Source organism: Paenibacillus lemnae (genome assembly GCF_012933385.1).
In the GTDB taxonomy this organism is placed as follows: domain Bacteria; phylum Bacillota; class Bacilli; order Paenibacillales; family Paenibacillaceae; genus Paenibacillus_AQ; species Paenibacillus_AQ lemnae.
The window spans coordinates 417,013-434,484 of the sequence record NZ_JABBPN010000001.1 but is presented as its reverse complement, the minus strand read 5'-3'; the positions used below and the strand labels follow the sequence as shown (position 1 = coordinate 434,484).

Below are 17,472 nucleotides of genomic sequence, written 5' to 3'. Positions count from 1 at the left end.
CTTGTGCAGCAAGCGGGTTTTTCGGTTGTCTACATTCACATGTTAATCACACAAGGTCGAATCATTCTCCTGCTCCGGCCGGTAGACGGCGCGTTCGCCGCCAATCAGCTTCGGACGGGTGTAGGCTGCATTCACTCTGGCTTCGCCGATATAGCGGATGGATGGCCTGAACGGAACCGCAACATGTTTCAGATGCATACCGATCAAGGTTTCACCAATATCCACGCCCGCATCCGCGGTAATAAACTCAGCCAGACACGGGTTGTCCAAGCTGCGGTAGGCTGCCGCCGCCATGGATCCGCCAGCCTTCGGTACCGGAACGGCCGCAACCTCGGTCAGTCCCAGACGTTCCAGGACCTCACGCTCCACGACCAGCGCACGGTTGAGATGCTCACAGCATTGAAAAGCGGTATCAAAACCGAACTCTCGCTGTACCTGGGCAATGCCTTCCAGCACTTGACCCGCCGTCTCCAGTGCACCACCGGTCCCGATGCGGCGTCCTGCCACTTCACTGGTACTCGTGCCGACCACAAGCACCTTGCCTCGGTTGAGGCCCGCTGTCTGCGCCAATTCTCTGACAATGGATTCCGTCTGCTCCTTCAAGTTTACTTTTTCAGGTTCAACTGTTCCGTTATCCATCTCATGCACCGCCTTTTCGGGTTTGCTTTTAGCATCTCTTCTCTTGCTTTAAGCTTAAACCTTCAGATACCGGTCTTCGATCGCCTTAATCTTGCTCACACGTCCGATATGACGCTCACCCTGACTGAAATCCGTGGTCAGCCAAGCTGTCACGATCTCTGCAGCCAGTCCCGGTCCTACAACTCGCTCACCCATCGCCAGCACGTTGCTGTCATTATGTTCACGGGTGGCTTTTGCGGAGAAAACATCATGTGTCAGCGCGCAGCGAATGCCGGGTACCTTGTTTGCAGCAATGCTCATGCCGATGCCCGTACCACAGATCAGAATGCCGCGGTCCACTTCACCGGAAATCACCTTCTCGCACACCGGAAGTGCATAGTCAGGATAATCCACCGATGTCTCACAGTTACAGCTCAGATCCTCCACTTCATGTCCGAGGTCTGTGATCAGCTTGATGATGTCCTCTTTCAGGCGAATGCCCGCATGATCCGTGCCCAGTGCAATTTTCATATGAAAAACCCCCTAATTAGTTTTCATCTTTTGGTTCACAACTTGTTCCATTATAACGCATCCTGTGGCCAAAAGACGAAAAAAAGAGCAGTCCGCACACGCATAACGTGTACAAATGCTCTTTGCCCAGGCGACCGGCCGTATGTTTCCGATGCTCCACCGTGGTTTCATCCACTTCGTCGCCAGTTACACCGGAATCCGTGTTTTTCCCCTCCATCTTAAAACAAAATGAGGGGAAAAGCAAGGGAGAGGTTGGGTGCGAGGTGGGCGGAGTGCGTTAAATGCGAGCGTGGGCGCGATGAGTGCGAGCGTGGGCGCAGAATGTTTGGCGGGCATGGCGTATGGCGCGGATCGCTGGCGTGTGGTCGTGGGCGCGTGCGGTACAGCTCTAACGGACATACAGTCCGTTAAAGACTGATTTCCGAACAAAAACCCTATCTAACGGACACTCAGTCCGTTAAACAGGGTTTTGCCTACATATTTCTTCATGTTTGGTACTCTAACGGACTCAGGGTCCGTTAGAGTTATTAATATTGGTTTTTTTACGCGCTAACGGACTCAGGGTCCGTTAGCGCGTCTTTCGGATGGTAGCTTTAAGCTGCTCACTTGGCTTCCATCGTCTAATGATATCTCTGCACCAATCATTTTTTTCAAAGTAACCATCATGTCCGGTCTTTATGCTAACCCGCACATCGTTACATATAAGAGCCGATAGTTACTTCACTACACTCATACGTTTCCTAATTGCGTTTTTCTGCGTTTCCGTCTCCCTCCAGCTTGTCCAGCAGGCGGAACAGGGCTGTCCGGATTTCAGCGGCCGTCGCTTCGTAATCCTCCAGCGAGCCGCCGAACGGATCCGAGATATCGTAGCTTGGCATACGCTGTCTGAGCTCAATCAAGCGTTCACGGTCCCCATGTTCCACATCACTGCCTAGTGAGCGAGCCAGCTCCATTGCCACATACAAACGATCCAGCTCCTGCACATCACGGATGACCTGTTCATCATTTTCCACATATTCTTTCAGGGTATGGACTTTATCAGCAGCCTCTGGAAATTGGCGGATCGCATACTGTTTATGGGACTGGGTCAGCGCCAGCACGAGATCAGCCCACTGCACGAGCTCCCGGCTCAGCGGTTTGGATGCAAAAGATCCATCAACCATCTGGTCACGCAGCACCGATTCTGCATGGCGCGAAATGGACATGCCATCCACCGCTGCCACACCCGCCGAACGGACTTCAACATCGATGTTTCTGCCCGCAGCAAGCTTACGCAGCATGCCTTCAGCCATTGGGCTGCGGCAGGTGTTTCCGGTGCATACAAACAATATATGTTTCACGGCTTTCGCCTCCTGTCATTGTAAACATCACTGCCATTATTGTATCAAAAGATAAACATCAATCCAAACAGCAGCAAAATAGCGCCGCCCGCCATTTCACCATAATTCCCCAGGCGGCTGCCCGCTTTTCGGCCAATCATCAGCCCGCAGATGGACAACAGACCGCCTACCGCGCCAAACGAAGTGATAATCAGTACCGCATCATGGGCAAACATCCCAAGCGAAACACCTACGGAGAAGGAATCGATACTGACACCTATAGAAAACATCAGCATACCGAGCAGCGTGGTGTGATTGACCGGTCGCCCTTCCTCTTTTTGAAAAGAGTTCACGATCATATGCCCGCCCAGCAGCACCAAAAGTCCCCCGGCTGCAAGTCCCGTGACTTTTCCCAGCAAAGCCCCGACATAGTGACCGGCCAGCAGACCGAGCAGCGGCATCAGCATGTGAAATAAAGCGGTCAGCAGGCCGATATTGAGCACATGCCGCAGGCGGATCCCCCTCATCCCCACTCCAATGCCCAGTGAAAAGGCGTCCAGGCCCAGCGCAAAAGCCATCATTAAAATGGCCGCAAGCTGCCCCGATTGGACAGACATTTCCAACATGCGGTTTCCTCCAAGTCCTATAGTCTTGTACACGATATGCGGACAAGAAGGAAATCATTCCGCCAGACGTCACCGGCGCGGGAGGTAGGCTTGTGTGCCAGGATGTCGGCTAGCATGCGGGCTGGCTTGTAGCCTGGATCGAAAGCTGGGTTGCGAGTGGCTTGCGATTGACTTGTGAGCTGGCTTGCGCTCTGGTTTGAGATCTAGGGTGTGGTACGGCTTGCAATCTGGCTTGTGATGCCGGTGTGGTCTGGGAGTCCGGTTCAGGTTCATCCGTTTACGGGAACCCGACTAGACCTGGTCAGGCGTCGGCATCGATGATGTGATGCCCCGCCGCCTTGAGGAGCCGGTTCATCACCGCCTCGCCAAGACCTTTCTCCGGGCAGGCTTCCGCCAGGAGAAAGGTCGCGCCGGCCTCGTCGAATTGCCGCAGGCCGGCGTACAGCCGCCGCGCCGCTTCCTCCGGCGCGGCCAGGCTGCCGAGCGAGACGGCCACGTCCGCGCGGTAGATCCCGATGTGCTCGTCGTACGACAGCACACCGGTGATCTCCCCGCGGTCCTGGGCCGCGTCCAGCTCGGCCTGGATCTTGGCGGACACGGTCGCAGCCGTCCGCCCCTTCACCACGCACAGCGCCCCTTTGGGCGCATAGTGCGTGTACTTCATGCCCGGCGAGCGCGGCGCCGGGCTGTCTGCGTGCCCGGCGCGCAGCAGCGCCGGGTCGCGCGTCACGCTTGCCGCCACGCGGGCAAGCTGCTCCTCGGTGACGCCGCCCGGGCGAAGCACCGTCACGGCGCCGTCACGTCCGGCCTGCACGACCGTCGACTCGACACCGACCCCTGCGGGACCGCCGTCGAGCACGCCGTCAATGACGCCGGACAGATCCTCCAGCACGTGCGCAGCCACCGTCGGGCTGGGCCGGCCGGAGCGGTTCGCACTCGGAGCCGCCAGCGGACAGCCCGAGGCCGAGATCAGCGCCAGGGCAACCGGATGATCCGGCATCCGGACCGCAACGGTATCCAGGCCCGCGGTCACTCGCGGCGATACCTTCCCTGGCCGGACCGGCAGCACCAGCGTCAGCGGTCCGGGCCAGAAAGCCTGCATCAGCTTCCGCTCCGTTTCGTTCACCTCCAGCACCAGCTCATCCAGCTGATCTTCGTTTGAAATATGCACGATCAGCGGGTTGTCCGATGGCCGGCCCTTGGCAGCAAAAATCTGTTCCACCGCCGCATGGTTTCGCGCATCCGCCCCCAGCCCATAGACCGTTTCTGTCGGAAATGCAACGGTGCCTCCTCCGGCAAGCAGGCCCCCCGCTTCCTGCAGTGCAGCAGCATCGTCTGCCAAACCGGCAGCATCCACCACAGCTCCAGCACTTGACAGGTTACTATAATGCAGAGGGTCCAACTTCCATACCCGTGTTACCTTCCGAGCATTAATCCCTTGTTCCCCAGACTGTCCACTCGTCATGTGCTGTTCTCGCTCAGCTCGCTCGCCATACTGCTCTTGGTCATCTGCCTTACTTTTCTCCCCGACCTGCCCCTGCTCCCCTTGCGACTCACCTAATCTATCCATCTCATATCGTTTCATCTATATCCCAAGCTTTCTATGCCCGTCATGTGATTCCAAAACAAAGAGCGCCCACATCTCAAGCGTCCCGCCTGAACGGCCGGGTTGCGCGGAAGAGAACAAGCACTCTTTTGCTAGAAATTGTATCATATTCCGTCATTCTAAAACAGTCCGGTCACCCAGCTCCACAGCGAGAGAAGCATGTCCCACAGGAAGAACCGGACTTCAGGCGTCCCCCCCGCTGCTCTCTCTTGAGTTTCATCTGAACTGGCAGCGGCCGCAGATACGGTCTTCACCTCGGACTGGTCTGCCGTCTGTGCTGCAGCATCTCCAGTGCCCCCGTCTATGAAGCACAGCGGAGGAAACAGCACACACCACCAGTTTTGCCCGGCTCCATCCCCAAGGGTAATGCGAACTGCCTCATAATCTCCGGCCGGATACACGACACTGCCGTACAGCTTCGTTGGAAAAGGCACCGTTCCCAGCTCCACATGATAGCTGTAGGTCATGCCGCGTGCAGCCAGTTCACGTCCTACTAATGCTTCAATTTCCGGCAGGTGACTTGCGGTCAGCGCCCGCGCCTGTTCCAGGCTTTGCGGATCCTGAAGCCCGCTCACCCACTCGGTCATCTGCGCCACCACGGCATCCCGGATTTCACGTTTGACGAGCTGGTCCTGGGGACGGTCGGAGTTAGCCAGGATGCGCAGCCGAATGGATTCCTGCGGAATCACACCACCTGTCACCGCTGCATCAATCCGCTGGCCTTCCCAAGACATAACAACCATAAACAATATGGATAATAGCGTTACAATTTGTTTGAAAACAGTGCGAAGTGCTTCATTCGGTGATTCGTTATATACGGCATGCGAAACCTTCATAAGATAACCGCCTCTCTCAAATCCTTTATGATATCTACCAGTATGTCCGGAAGATTGAGAGATAAACGTGACGGTCTATGATTTTTTAAGAGAATCAAAAAAGGCCGGTCTCATTAGATCCTAGATCTTGGTGAGACGACCTTTTGCTGTTGCACATCCGCCGCATCCCCCTGCAGCTGACTGAACGCCGCCAACCGCGTGAAAGGGGATTGCAGGCCAGCAAATCTACCGTTTCTGTGCCCCAGATGTACGGGCCAAAGGACGTGATGGTACTGGCTGCGGGAGATCATCATCGGTTTCCTGTCCGTGAATTTTCACACTCATCGCGACTCCCATCGAGGCCATGCTGATTAACAGCGAGGTACCGCCGTAGCTGACAAAAGGAAGGTTAATCCCCGTCAGCGGCATCAGCCCGATAAACATCCCGATGTTCTCGAAAATTTGATAGAGCAGCATCGACACGATGCCAACAATCATAAACGGCCCTGCCCGTTCCCGGCTTTCCAGTGAGATGAGAATCATGCGGTGGATGAGTATAAAATACAGAAGCAGCAGCACAGACGATCCGATGAAACCGTACTCTTCAGCAATCTGCGCAAAAATCGACTCCGAATACGTGTACGGCACACGCCCCGACTGAACGGAGGTCCCCTCCATATATCCCTTTCCGCTCATCCCGCCTGATGCAATCGCCAGCTTGGCATTATGCGTATGATACCCTGCCCCGGAGGGATCGACATCCGGCAGCAGCCAGGCGTCCAGGCGATCGGTGAAGTGAGCTCGGTTATTTTCTTTCAGGAAATCGACAATGTTGTCATGATAGTGAATATACCCTTGTATAGCCCCGAATGCGGTACCTCCCACCAGCACCAGGCCGATGAGTGCGTGCGTGATTTTGACGTTCCCGATCCACAGCAGGCCGAGCATAATAACCACATAGGCCAGAGCATTCCCCAAATCATTCTGAATGATGATAATGGCAAAAGGGATAAAGGTGAGCACGCCCACCAGGGTGATGTGCTTCAGGAAAGACAGCTGAGGTTTATTGATCCGCATCAGGACATGGGTTAGAAAAATAATAAGAATCAGCTTGAACAGCTCAGCCGGCTGCAGATCCACAATGCCGAGACTGAGCCACCCCTGGGCTCCGTTGACTGTTTTGCCGAAGAAAAACGTGAAGACCAGCACACCAAGTCCGCCGAGATAGATGTAAAAGGCATACTTGTTCAGCAGACGAAAATCCAGCAGACTCATGCCGATAAACGCAATAAATCCTACAGCATAATAAGCCATCATCCGGATGTGAATGCCATCCAGCGATGTCCCGCTGGTCACACTGAAGATCGACGTAATACTGATCACCATCAGCATGAGCAGCACGGTTACGATGATATAATCGACTTTTTTAAGTTTTTGAAGCATGTTATCCCCCCATGCCGGAGCCATGCAGCTCCTTGAATGCCATTAAAGGCAGATTGTTACGGCGGTCCGGCATGCTCTCATTAACGCGCCTTGGCCGCCTGCGTACGATAGGTCTTGGGCTCCGGAAGATCCTCGTCGATCTCCTGCCCGTGAATCCTCACACTCATCGCTACACCCAGCGAAGCCATGGTAATCACGAGCGAGGTTCCGCCATAACTGATCAGCGGAAGTGTGATCCCGGTAAGAGGCATCAGGCCGATAAACATGCCGATATTTTCAAAAATCTGATACAGCAGCATGGATACAATCCCAACAATCATAAACGGGCCTGCCCGCTCCCGGCTTTCCAGCGCAATCAGAATGAGGCGGTGAATAAGAATGAAATACAGCAGCAGCAAAACAGAAGAGCCGATAAATCCGAACTCTTCCGCAATCTGTACGAAAATCGAATCCGAATAAGTATAAGGCACCCGCCCTGACTGAACAGAGGTGCCCTGCATATACCCCTCTCCATCCATACCTCCCGATGCAATCGCAAGCTTGGCATTATGTGTATGCCAGTTCGCCTTGGCTGTTGCTTTATCCGGAACAAGCCAAGGATCGATGCGCTCCATCCAGTGAGCACGTTCACTCTTGGACATAAACTCTGTAATTTCATCATGATAATGAATATAGGCCTGGGCACCTGCAAAGGCCGTTCCGCCCACCAGCAGCAGACCAATCAGGGCATGCGTGAATTTCACATTCCCGATCCAGAACAGTCCCAGCAAAATAATGACATACGCCAGCGCGTTCCCTAGATCATTCTGAACCATAACGAGCAGAAACGGAATAAAGGTCAACAGGCCCACCGGAAAGACATCCCGGATAAACGACAGCTGGCTTTTGTTTTTTCGAATCAGCACATGGGTCACGAACACAATGAGAATCAGCTTGAACATTTCGGCCGGCTGAAGATTGACGATCCCCAGATCAAGCCACCCCTGTGCACCATTGATCGTCTTGCCGAACAGCAGGGTGAAGATCAGGACAGCCAATCCGCCCAGGTAAATGTACACCGCATATTTATTCAGAAGACGATAGTCCAGCAGACTCATTCCAAAAAAAGCGATAAACCCGACAACATAATACGCCATCATCGTGACATGGCTTCCATCCAGATCCACCGTACCCTTGGTCACGCTGTATATGGATGTGATGCTGATGATCATCAGCAGAACCAGCACCGTTACGATGGCATAGTCAATTTTTTTAAACTTGTGAAGCATATGATCCCTCCGTACCCGCAAAAAGAAGGTGCCCTGTGATCAGGAACTCATTCTATTGTAAAAAAAATCCGGTCAAATCACAATTTTTGCGAAATTCCCAGCACATGGCGCTCAATTCCGGCCAGATCCTTCACCGTCTCGATTTGACTCCAGTAACCCGCTTTGCGCAGCAGCTCTGCGACATCACCCGCCTGTCCCATACCAAGCTCAAACGCGATCAGCCGGGGCGGAGCCGCCAGCAGGGAGATCTGTTCCATCATGATGCGGTACGGATACAGCCCGTCAGCGCCGCCATCCAGTGCGGTACGAGGCTCATGGTCGCGCACCTCCGGCTGAAGCCCCTGTATATCACATGCCGGAATATAAGGCGGATTGGAGACGAGAACATCCAGCACCATCCCGGCAAAAGGTTCCAGCAGATTCCCCTGTCGAAACTGAATTTCGGCGCCCAGCCGCCCGGCGTTTTGCCTGGCCACTTCTAGCGCCCCCGGCGAGATGTCACTGCCCAGGACGCACCAGGATGGGGATTCCAGCGCCAAGGTGACCGCGATCGCCCCGCTGCCCGTGCCGATATCGGCGACGGTGAAGCTGGCAGATCCCATCTGATGCGCTGATCCTTCCCGCAGGCTTAAGCTCTGTACAGGCGGCACGCTGCCTGCACCGGAATCGGTTAAATCGCCCCGGCCGTCCTGTTTCAGTCCCCGTCCTGGCCCGCCGGCATTACTGCCGCTCAAGCTCTGCGCCGCCTTCAGCACCGCTTCCACCAGCAGCTCCGTTTCCGGGCGCGGGATCAGCACTTCCGGTGTCACTTTAAACATCCGGCCATAAAACTCCTGCTCCCCTGTAATGTACTGGGCTGGCTCTCCGGTCGCCTTGCGGGTTACGGCATGCTCCCATGCTGCCCGCAGCTCCTGCGGAAACGGCTCCGGCAGCGCCATGTAATAGGAGGTGCCGGAAAGGCCGAGGATATGCTCCAGCAGCAGCTGCGCATTCCGCTGCGGCTCCATCACCCCATGGTCATTTAAAAAAGAAGAAGCCTCCGCGAAGGCTTCCCGTATGCTGCGCTCCGGCGTCTGACAAAACTTCTTCCGCTCCAAAGCGTTATTCTCCTTTATCCATCATATCCGCCTGCTCCGCAAGGGTCAGGGCCGAAACGATTTCCTCAATTTCGCCGTTCATAATCTGGTCCAGCTTGTGCACGGTCAGCCCGATCCGGTGATCAGTCACCCGGCTTTGCGGGAAATTGTACGTACGGATCCGCTCACTGCGGTCACCCGTGCCAACCTTGCTCTTACGCTCACCGGCATATTTCGCCTCTTCCTCCTGGCGCATCATATCGTAGATACGGGTACGCAGCACCTGGAGAGCTTTCTCCTTGTTGGAGTTTTGCGATTTGCCGTCCTGACAGGTTGCTACAATCCCGGTAGGGACATGGGTTACGCGCACCGCAGACTTGGTCGTGTTAACAGACTGGCCGCCTGCACCGCTGGAGCAGAAGGTATCGACACGAATGTCCTTGTCATGGATTTCAATATCCACTTCTTCTGCCTCCGGCAGAACCGCTACCGTCGAGGTTGACGTATGAATCCGGCCGCCAGATTCAGTAGACGGGATACGCTGAACACGGTGTGCACCGCTCTCGAACTTCATTTTGCTGTAAGCGCCCTTGCCGATGATCTGGAAGATCACCTCTTTAAAGCCGCCGAGATCGTTCGTGTTGGCGTCCATCACTTCGACCTTCCAGCCCTGGTTATCTGCAAACCGGGTATACATCCGGTACAGGTCAGAGGCAAACAGAGCTGCTTCGTCGCCGCCGGCTGCACCGCGAATTTCCACGATGACGTTCTTGTCGTCATTCGGGTCCTTCGGCAGCAGCAGAATGTGGATCTTCTCTTCCAGCTCCTGCTGGCGTGAGGAGAGTTCATCAATCTCCATCTTGACCATTTCGCGCATCTCGTCATCAAGCTTCTCACCCTGCATCGTCTTCGCAGCGTCAAGCTCTTCCATGACATTCTTGTATTCTACAAAAGCTTCATATGCCGGCTGAAGATCAGATTGCTCCTTGGAGTAATCTCTCAGTTTCTTGGAGTCGCTTGCGACATCCGGGTCACACAGCAGCTCACTTAATTTCTCATAACGGTCCGCAAGGGATTGCAGTCGGTCCAGCAAGAGAATTCACCTCTTCATCTTAAATTTATGTGATCGTGCTATCGTGTATGGTTAAACAAGAAATCAACGTCTTTTTATCGACTTTTTATTATACCACGCAGCCTGCCCCTTGGCTAGATACCAGCCACGCAGCCTGAGATTGCCATTTGCCTGTTTTTAAAATTCCTCAGCTTTTCAGGCTGAGGAAATAAATCTGCTGAACCATCCTACTTTTTGGAAGATCGCGACAACTATCTAGACAATCGCTGGTATTCAAAAAAACACGGCAGGTTTCCCGCTAAGGAAACCCGCCGTGTCCAAACAAAACCTGTGGTGAACCACTTTTATGTCACACGCGATATACCGCGCTGCTCACAGCCGTAGGTTATACGTTGAAGCGGAAGTGCATGACATCGCCGTCCTGCACGATATACTCCTTGCCTTCCAGACGCAGCTGACCGCGCTCCTTCGCACCGTTCATGGAGCCTGCCGATACCAGATGGTCATAGGAGACCACTTCAGCCCGGATAAAGCCGCGCTCGAAATCTGTGTGGATGACGCCTGCCGCCCCTGGCGCTTTGGTTCCTTTGCGGATGGTCCATGCCCGTACTTCCTGCACGCCTGCTGTGAAATACGTGTACAGCCCCAGCAGCTTGTATGCTGCCTTGATCAGCAGGTTCAGCCCGGATTCCTGAATGCCGAGCTCGTCCAGGAACATCTGCTTGTCTTCGCCTTCCAGCTCACAGATTTCTTCTTCCACCTTGGCACTGATTGGCACAACTTCGGCATTCTCTCCGGCCGCGAATTCGCGCACCTTCTGAACATAGACGTTGTTCGCGACATCAGCAATTTCATTCTCCGCTACGTTGGCCGCATATAACACCGGCTTCAAGGTAAGCAGGTGAAGATCGCGGACGATCAGCCGCTCCTCGTCACTCAGGTCCATACTGCGCGCCGGTTTGTCTTCGTACAATACTTCCTTGACCTTCTCCAGCACTTCGACTTCCTGAAGCGACTGTTTGTTGCCGCCCTTCATGTTCTTCTTCGAGCGCTCGATCTTCTTCTCTACACTCTCAATATCCGCCAGGATCAGTTCCAGATTAATGGTCTGGATATCGCTGATCGGATCGATCTTGCCGTCCACATGCGTAATATTCTCATCTTCAAAACAGCGAACCACATGCACGATCGCATCCACTTCACGGATATGGGCCAAAAATTTGTTTCCAAGGCCCTCCCCTTTGCTTGCTCCGCGCACCAGACCCGCAATATCTACAAATTCAAAAGCAGTCGGAACGGTTTTCTTGGGCTCCACCATCTCCGTGAGCTTATCGAGACGCTCGTCCGGCACCTCGACAATACCGACGTTCGGGTCAATGGTGCAGAACGGATAGTTTGCCGACTCGGCACCCGCTTGCGTAATTGCATTAAATAATGTGGATTTGCCGACATTCGGCAAACCGACGATTCCTGCTTTCAAAGCCATGTATAGGACAACTCCTTATGGATATCAATATTCGTTATGAAATCATCTAACGCTAAACAATCCTAATAATTATAGCAGATGATGCCCGTTGTTCAAACCCAAGTTTGCAGGCACAAAAAAGCCAGGCCCTGAATGTACGGAGCCCGGCTTTGCCGGTAAGCTTTCATTCTACTTCTGATCTGCTTCTGACATTGCTTCCTGACTGACTTTCAGCCTGTCTTACACCGCTGCGAAAAATCGGTCTTATCCCAACCAAATCAGCCGGTCACTGCCCTGAAGCTCGCGGACGCTTGCAGCTCCGATTCCGAACATGGCCGTTCGCAGTTCCAGTTCTACCTGGGCAAGCCTGCGGTCCAACTCTTCCTCCGAAGTCACCGCAGAACCGAGCAGGCTCCGGCCAAAGCCGGCGATATCAGCCCCCAGCGCAATCGCCTTGGCCGCATCGACGCCGCTATTTAATCCGCCGCTGCCGATCAGCGCCGTGGAAGGGAGTGCCTCCCGCAGCTCGGCGATGCACTCGGCGGTCGGGTTGCCCCAGTTCGCAAAAGCTTCTGCGGCGGCCTTGCGTACAGGATCCGGGCTCCGGAATTTCTCCACCTGGCTCCAGGACGTACCGCCCGCACCTGCTGCATCAATAAAGGAAGCTCCCGCTTGAACCAGCCTGACAGATGTATCAGCATCCATCCCCCAGCCCACTTCCTTGATGCCGACAGGCACACCAATGCGTGCGCACAGCTCCTCAATCTTCGATAATAATCCGCCAAACCGGGTATTTCCCTCCGGCTGGAATACTTCCTGCAGGCTGTTCAGGTGAAGGACCAGCATATCGGCACCAGCAATGTCCACCGCTCTGCGGCAGTTGTCCACACCGAATCCGTAGTTCAACTGCACCGCCCCTAGATTGGCAATGACCGGAATGCTTGGCGCGGCTTCCCTCACCCGGAAGGTAGGCGCCAGCTCCTCCTTCTCCACTGCCGCACGGACCGAGCCTACGCCGAGCATCCAGCCTCTGCGCTCCGCTGCAGCAGCAAGACGAAGATTAATCTCCCCTGTCGATTTGCTGCCGCCGGTCATGGAGCTGATCAGCAGCGGTGTCCGCACCGTATGGGACAGGAATGAAAACGCCAGGCTGATATCGTCAAAATCCACTTCCGGCAGTGCCATATGGCGAAAGCGGTACCGCTCCAGACCGGATGTGATTCCCCGGCTGCCTACTTCTTCTTCCAGGCACAGCCTGACATGCTCTATTTTGCGTTCACCTGTAGGAACCTCAGGAAGCAGCATACCTCTTGACCCTGCTGCCGGCGACTGCTCTTCTGGAGACACTGCCTCATGCTTGTTCTTGTCATTCATATTGTCCCTCCGTTCAGATCGGATACTGCCTAGTTTCGCCCAAAATGCTCCGGTCCGATAAATTGACTCAGCCATTCCTGCCAATTTTCCGTCGGCTCGTCCATCACCCATTCGCTGTACTTTGTCTTCGTTTCACCTTCAAAGCCTTTGCCGCCGAGAAAGAATTTGACGTCTGGAAACGCCTGTAAAATATAATCCACGTACTCCTCTGCCGCTGACACCAGTCCGGGACTGGTGATCGACATGCAGATGATGCCGATTCCCTGTGCTTTAATAATGTCCAGCAGCCCGTCTTTGGGAGTATTCGGCCCCAGATAAGATACATCCAGCCCATTGCGCCGCAGCAGCAGGGAGAACAGCATGAGACCTACCTGATGATGCTCACCTGAAGGACATAGCGACAAGACTTTTGGCAAATAGGAATGAACGGGAAATAAATGATAAAACTGAAAGAACCGGCGGGTTATGAGCTCGGTCATAAAATGCTCTTGAGCCACGGAGGCCTCTCCGGTTTCCCAGGCATCGCCCACACGAACTAAAACAGGGACCAGCACCTGGTAAAACATCGCATCATAACCGTAAATCGAAAAACCGTAGTCAATCAGTTTGTTCGCCCGCTCTCCCTGAAATGCGAACAACGCTTCATAAATATCACTGCTGAGGTCCTCATACGGCTGCGCATTGACAGGTTCGCCGCTGTGATTCAGGAAAGAGCCCTTTCGCACGAGCGAGTTTTTCTCAGCTTTAAGCACCAGAACTGCCTGGGAGATGTTCATCCCCTTTTCTTCGACCTGCTCTTTTAACCATCTTAAATCTTCTATATCATCCGGGCTGTACATACGATAGCCGGATTCCGTCCGCAGCGGTTTCACGGCTCCGTAACGATTTTCCCACGCCCGAATCGTCACTGTTGGCATATCCAGCATGTTGGATACCTGTTTAATGGAGTACACGTGCTTCCCTGCCTTTCGCCCGGAATGGAATTAGACTTTCTGATCCCGTATCTACTTTATACAAATCCAGTACACCGATTATACATACTTTCCTTGCTTGTGTCGACTGATTCTAACTTTTGCGATCCGCAGCAGATTCTTTGCTCCCTTGCTTCAAATCGTCAGACTTGTTGGTATATAGCTTGTATCCGACCCTACAGAAAGAAGGTCCTGTTATGCTTTTCCTTCCTTTATTCACGTTAACCCCCGAAGGTGATGATCACTCACCCGTTTCTGAAACTGACAAAAAAACTGCACGCCGGGGACGTCCTTCGCGTCTGTTCTGGGTCCGCACAGCGGTTGTATTCCTGCTTGCATGGCTGGTCGCCGTCATGGTGTACCATACCCAGAAACCGCTGCCGCCCGGCATCTCTCATGAGAGCCCGATGTACACGACGGATCAAATCGCCTTCTGGAGCGATCTGACCTATCCGGGACCGGACGGCAGTGCAGTGCATGAGCAGCAGATCTATAAACGAATGGGTGAAATCATTGATGAATCCCGGGAGTTTTTAGTGATTGACATGTTTTTGTTTAATGATTACACCCATGAGGACCAATCATATCCTCCTGTCAGTCAGGAGATGACTGAACGCATCATTGCACATAAAGCTAAATATCCGGATATGGAAATGGTGTTTGTTTCGGATGAGGTGAACACCAATTATGGCTCTTCCACTCATCCGCTTTTTGAAGAAATGAGAGACGCTGGCATCCAGGTCGTTATTACGGACGTGAATCGCCTGCGGGACTCCACCCCTGTCTATTCCGCGGTGTGGCGGACATTTATCCAGTGGTTTGGACAATCAGGCAAGGGTGAACTGCCGAATTTGATGGCCGAAGAGGCACCTTCCATGACAGCTCGTTCATACTTAAAGCTGCTGAATGTTAAAGCTAACCACCGCAAGGTCGTGGTGAGCGAGAAGACGGCCCTGGTAGCCTCTGCCAATGTGCATGCAGCCAGTGCCTATCATTCCAATATTGCCATCGAGGCAGGCGGTGAAGTCATTGCAGATGTACTGGCTGCCGAGCAAGCTGCCGTAAATTTAAGCGGGTCTGTGCAGCTGCCGAAGTATGTGCCTTCAGAGGAACCGGCTCCGTCATCAGGGTCAGAGGATAACCATGCCGCTTCAGCTGAAGCGGAACCCGTAAACATCCGTTATCTGACCGAGGGCAAGGTATACAAGTATGTCCTACAGGCGATTTCAGAAGCAGAAGCAGGTGATGTGCTGTGGATGGGCATGTTTTATCTTGCTGAAGACAAGGTCATGAACGGCCTCGTTGCAGCGGCTGAACGCGGGGTGGATGTCAGGCTGATTCTGGATCCGAACCAGAATGCCTTTGGCCGGGACAAGATCGGCATTCCTAACCGGCCCGCTGCAGCCAGCCTCATGGACCGCTCAGAGAAAGGCATCACCGTTCGGTGGTATAACACCGGTGAAGAACAGTATCACACCAAGCTGATGTATGTAGCCAAACCTTCCAAGCCCTCTGTCATTATCGGAGGGTCTACAAACTTCACGCCCCGCAATCTCAAGGACTATAACCTGGAGAATAACTTGTGGGTGGAAGCTGGACCGGAGCACCCGCTGACGTCTCAGTTGGACGAATATTTTGAACGCCAGTGGTTTAACCGCGGAGCGGAATTTACGCTGGATGTCAGTGCCTATCAGGAAGAAACGACCTGGCTGAAGGACATTGCTTTCCGTGTACAGAAAATTCTCGGCTTTACAACGTTTTGAATCCAGGCGCTAGGCGACCGAACGCAACACTTGACATCACAGTCCTTTTTTGAAAAGATACTTCCTAACGATCGTTAGGTAGGTGGTGGTAGTATTGAACAGTTCCCAGCTTATTCTGCAGGCGGCGCTTGCGCATTTTGCCCGTGACGGTTATGAAGGAGCTTCGTTAAAGAACATCGCAGATGACTGCGGGATCCGCAAGCCGTCTATCTATGCTCACTACAGCAGTAAAGATGATCTGTTTTTACAGGCACTTCGAAGTGTTTTTCAGCGTCAGGAAGAACAGATTTTGCAGTATTTTGAAGAAAACCGGCATGCTCCGCTGGAAGAGCGCTTAAAGGGCTTTTTGAACAGCAGGCAGCAGGAGTATCAGCGGGATGATGAGGCGAGATTTTTCTTGCGTGTATCCTTTTTTCCGCCGCGTACACTGTATGAGGAAGTGATGGATATGGTGTACCCTTTTCTGGATGCTCAAGAGCTCCGGCTCTCGTCTTTATTAGCTGCAGGGTGTCCGGTGCATGGACGAATCATCCGCAGGCCCCGTCAGGCGGCCTCTGCTTTTCTAACGCTGATGGACGGCATTCATGTAGAGATTCTATATGGAGGCGAAGCGAGATCTGCAAAGCGTATTGAACAGGCCTTTCCTGTCTATTGGGCGGGTGTAACTTCTAAGGGCAAGTAAACCGCTGGAAGCAGCCACAGCATGAATAAAGGAGTAATGTTTGGTTATGAACCGCAATTGGATGTATGTGTTTTTGGGAGGACTGATTGAGATTGTATGGGTCTCCGGATTGAAGCATTCGGACACTGCCCTGCAGTGGACAGGAACCGTGATCGCGATCGCGGCCAGCTTTTATCTCATTGTTGAAGCTTCAAAACGGCTTCCCGTCGGCACGGTGTATGCCGTATTTACAGGGATCGGGACAGGAGGCACGGTCGCTGCAGAAATGATCCTGTTTGGCGAACCTTTTCAAGTGACCAAAGTGCTGCTGATCGGGGTTCTGCTGGCCGGCGTGGTCGGCCTCAAGCTGGTGACCGCGGATTCCGATGATGCATCGGATGCACCTTCCGGCCGGGAGGTGAGAAGCTGATGGCATGGTTCGCACTCGTCTTAGCCGGAGCATTTGAAGTGCTGGGTGTCATCGGCATCAAAGGCGTGTCCCAGCGTAAAGGATGGAAGTTCATGGGCCTGATGGCGTTCTCGTTCGCCTGCAGCTTTTCTCTGCTGTCTTTTGCCATGACAACCCTGCCGATGGGAACCGCGTATGCGGTCTGGACCGGTATCGGAACTGTCGGCTCCACCGTCACCGGCATGCTGCTGTTCGGAGAACCGAAAGAGTGGCGCAGAATATTATTCATTTCCATGATTTTGTGCTCAGCCGTCGGGCTTAAAGTCCTGACCTGACACCTGCCTTATAAACGTTCAAGAAACGGACACACGGCATCATTTGTGCTGGCCGTTTCTTTTTTATATAATAAGTTTGACCCACGGGTCAATTTTAGAACTGCATAGTTCTTGGAGGGA

Annotated in this window: 17 protein-coding genes and 1 riboswitch; of the genes, 4 read left to right on the top strand and 13 right to left on the bottom strand. The window is 53.6% G+C overall.

From position 1 onward, the window contains the following. Positions 1-42: 42 nt before the first annotated feature. The 13 genes from HII30_RS01945 to HII30_RS21905 all read right to left on the bottom strand — a co-directional run bounded on the left by HII30_RS01945 (position 43) and on the right by HII30_RS21905 (position 14,166). Positions 43-639, bottom strand: a complete 597-nt coding sequence (locus HII30_RS01945; protein WP_169503227.1) for a TIGR01440 family protein — start codon at positions 637-639, stop codon at positions 43-45. Between the two features lie 54 nt (positions 640-693). Then, positions 694-1,149 carry a ribose 5-phosphate isomerase B gene (rpiB, locus tag HII30_RS01940; RefSeq protein WP_169503226.1) on the bottom strand — a complete coding sequence of 152 codons (456 nt, stop codon included), beginning with the start codon at positions 1,147-1,149 and terminating at the stop codon, positions 694-696. A gap of 117 nt (positions 1,150-1,266) precedes the next feature. After that, a riboswitch (ZMP/ZTP riboswitch) is annotated at positions 1,267-1,349 on the bottom strand. Between the two features lie 540 nt (positions 1,350-1,889). Next, entirely contained in the window at positions 1,890-2,489 is a 600-nt protein-coding gene (locus tag HII30_RS01935; RefSeq protein ID WP_169503225.1) for an arsenate reductase/protein-tyrosine-phosphatase family protein, read from the bottom strand. Between the two features lie 44 nt (positions 2,490-2,533). Then, a complete protein-coding gene (locus HII30_RS01930) occupies positions 2,534-3,094 on the bottom strand; it encodes a manganese efflux pump MntP (RefSeq protein WP_169503224.1) in 561 nt (186 codons plus the stop codon). 301 nt (positions 3,095-3,395) lie between these two features. Next, a complete protein-coding gene (locus tag HII30_RS01925) occupies positions 3,396-4,559 on the bottom strand; it encodes an L-threonylcarbamoyladenylate synthase (protein ID WP_169503274.1) in 1,164 nt (387 codons plus the stop codon). Between the two features lie 260 nt (positions 4,560-4,819). Next, a complete protein-coding gene (gene spoIIR, locus HII30_RS01920) occupies positions 4,820-5,536 on the bottom strand; it encodes a stage II sporulation protein R (RefSeq protein ID WP_169503223.1) in 717 nt (238 codons plus the stop codon). Between the two features lie 225 nt (positions 5,537-5,761). After that, positions 5,762-6,958 (bottom strand): FtsW/RodA/SpoVE family cell cycle protein, encoded by a 1,197-nt coding sequence (locus tag HII30_RS01915; protein ID WP_169503222.1) that lies wholly within the window; start codon positions 6,956-6,958, stop codon positions 5,762-5,764. Between the two features lie 80 nt (positions 6,959-7,038). Next, positions 7,039-8,226 carry an FtsW/RodA/SpoVE family cell cycle protein gene (locus HII30_RS01910; RefSeq protein WP_169503221.1) on the bottom strand — a complete coding sequence of 396 codons (1,188 nt, stop codon included), beginning with the start codon at positions 8,224-8,226 and terminating at the stop codon, positions 7,039-7,041. A 77-nt stretch (positions 8,227-8,303) separates the two neighbouring features. Beyond that, on the bottom strand, positions 8,304-9,323 hold the full coding sequence (locus HII30_RS01905) for a N5-glutamine methyltransferase family protein (protein ID WP_246245919.1): 1,020 nt from the start codon (positions 9,321-9,323) through the stop codon (positions 8,304-8,306). Between the two features lie 4 nt (positions 9,324-9,327). Further along, complete coding sequence (gene prfA / locus HII30_RS01900) at positions 9,328-10,395, bottom strand: peptide chain release factor 1 (protein ID WP_169503220.1); 1,068 nt, start codon at positions 10,393-10,395, stop codon at positions 9,328-9,330. 364 nt (positions 10,396-10,759) lie between these two features. Next, complete coding sequence (ychF, locus tag HII30_RS01895; protein ID WP_169503219.1) at positions 10,760-11,860, bottom strand: redox-regulated ATPase YchF; 1,101 nt, start codon at positions 11,858-11,860, stop codon at positions 10,760-10,762. A 243-nt stretch (positions 11,861-12,103) separates the two neighbouring features. After that, on the bottom strand, positions 12,104-13,213 hold the full coding sequence (gene fni, locus HII30_RS01890) for a type 2 isopentenyl-diphosphate Delta-isomerase (protein WP_169503218.1): 1,110 nt from the start codon (positions 13,211-13,213) through the stop codon (positions 12,104-12,106). 29 nt (positions 13,214-13,242) lie between these two features. Continuing rightward, the gene (locus tag HII30_RS21905; RefSeq protein WP_169503217.1) at positions 13,243-14,166 is read right to left on the bottom strand and encodes a MerR family transcriptional regulator; all 924 of its coding nucleotides are present in this window, start codon (positions 14,164-14,166) and stop codon (positions 13,243-13,245) included. Positions 14,167-14,381: 215 nt separating this feature from the next. Between HII30_RS21905 and HII30_RS01880 the strand changes: the two genes are divergently transcribed. The 4 genes from HII30_RS01880 (at position 14,382) to HII30_RS01865 (ending at position 17,352) form a co-directional block, all read left to right on the top strand. After that, entirely contained in the window at positions 14,382-15,947 is a 1,566-nt protein-coding gene (locus HII30_RS01880) for a phospholipase D family protein (protein WP_169503216.1), read from the top strand. A 94-nt stretch (positions 15,948-16,041) separates the two neighbouring features. After that, on the top strand, positions 16,042-16,629 hold the full coding sequence (locus HII30_RS01875; RefSeq protein ID WP_211184365.1) for a TetR/AcrR family transcriptional regulator: 588 nt from the start codon (positions 16,042-16,044) through the stop codon (positions 16,627-16,629). 46 nt (positions 16,630-16,675) lie between these two features. Further along, positions 16,676-17,038 (top strand): DMT family transporter, encoded by a 363-nt coding sequence (locus tag HII30_RS01870; RefSeq protein WP_169503215.1) that lies wholly within the window; start codon positions 16,676-16,678, stop codon positions 17,036-17,038. Further along, positions 17,038-17,352 carry a DMT family transporter gene (locus HII30_RS01865; protein WP_169503214.1) on the top strand — a complete coding sequence of 105 codons (315 nt, stop codon included), beginning with the start codon at positions 17,038-17,040 and terminating at the stop codon, positions 17,350-17,352. Before HII30_RS01870 ends, HII30_RS01865 begins: the two co-directional genes overlap by 1 nt. Positions 17,353-17,472 lie beyond the last annotated feature (120 nt).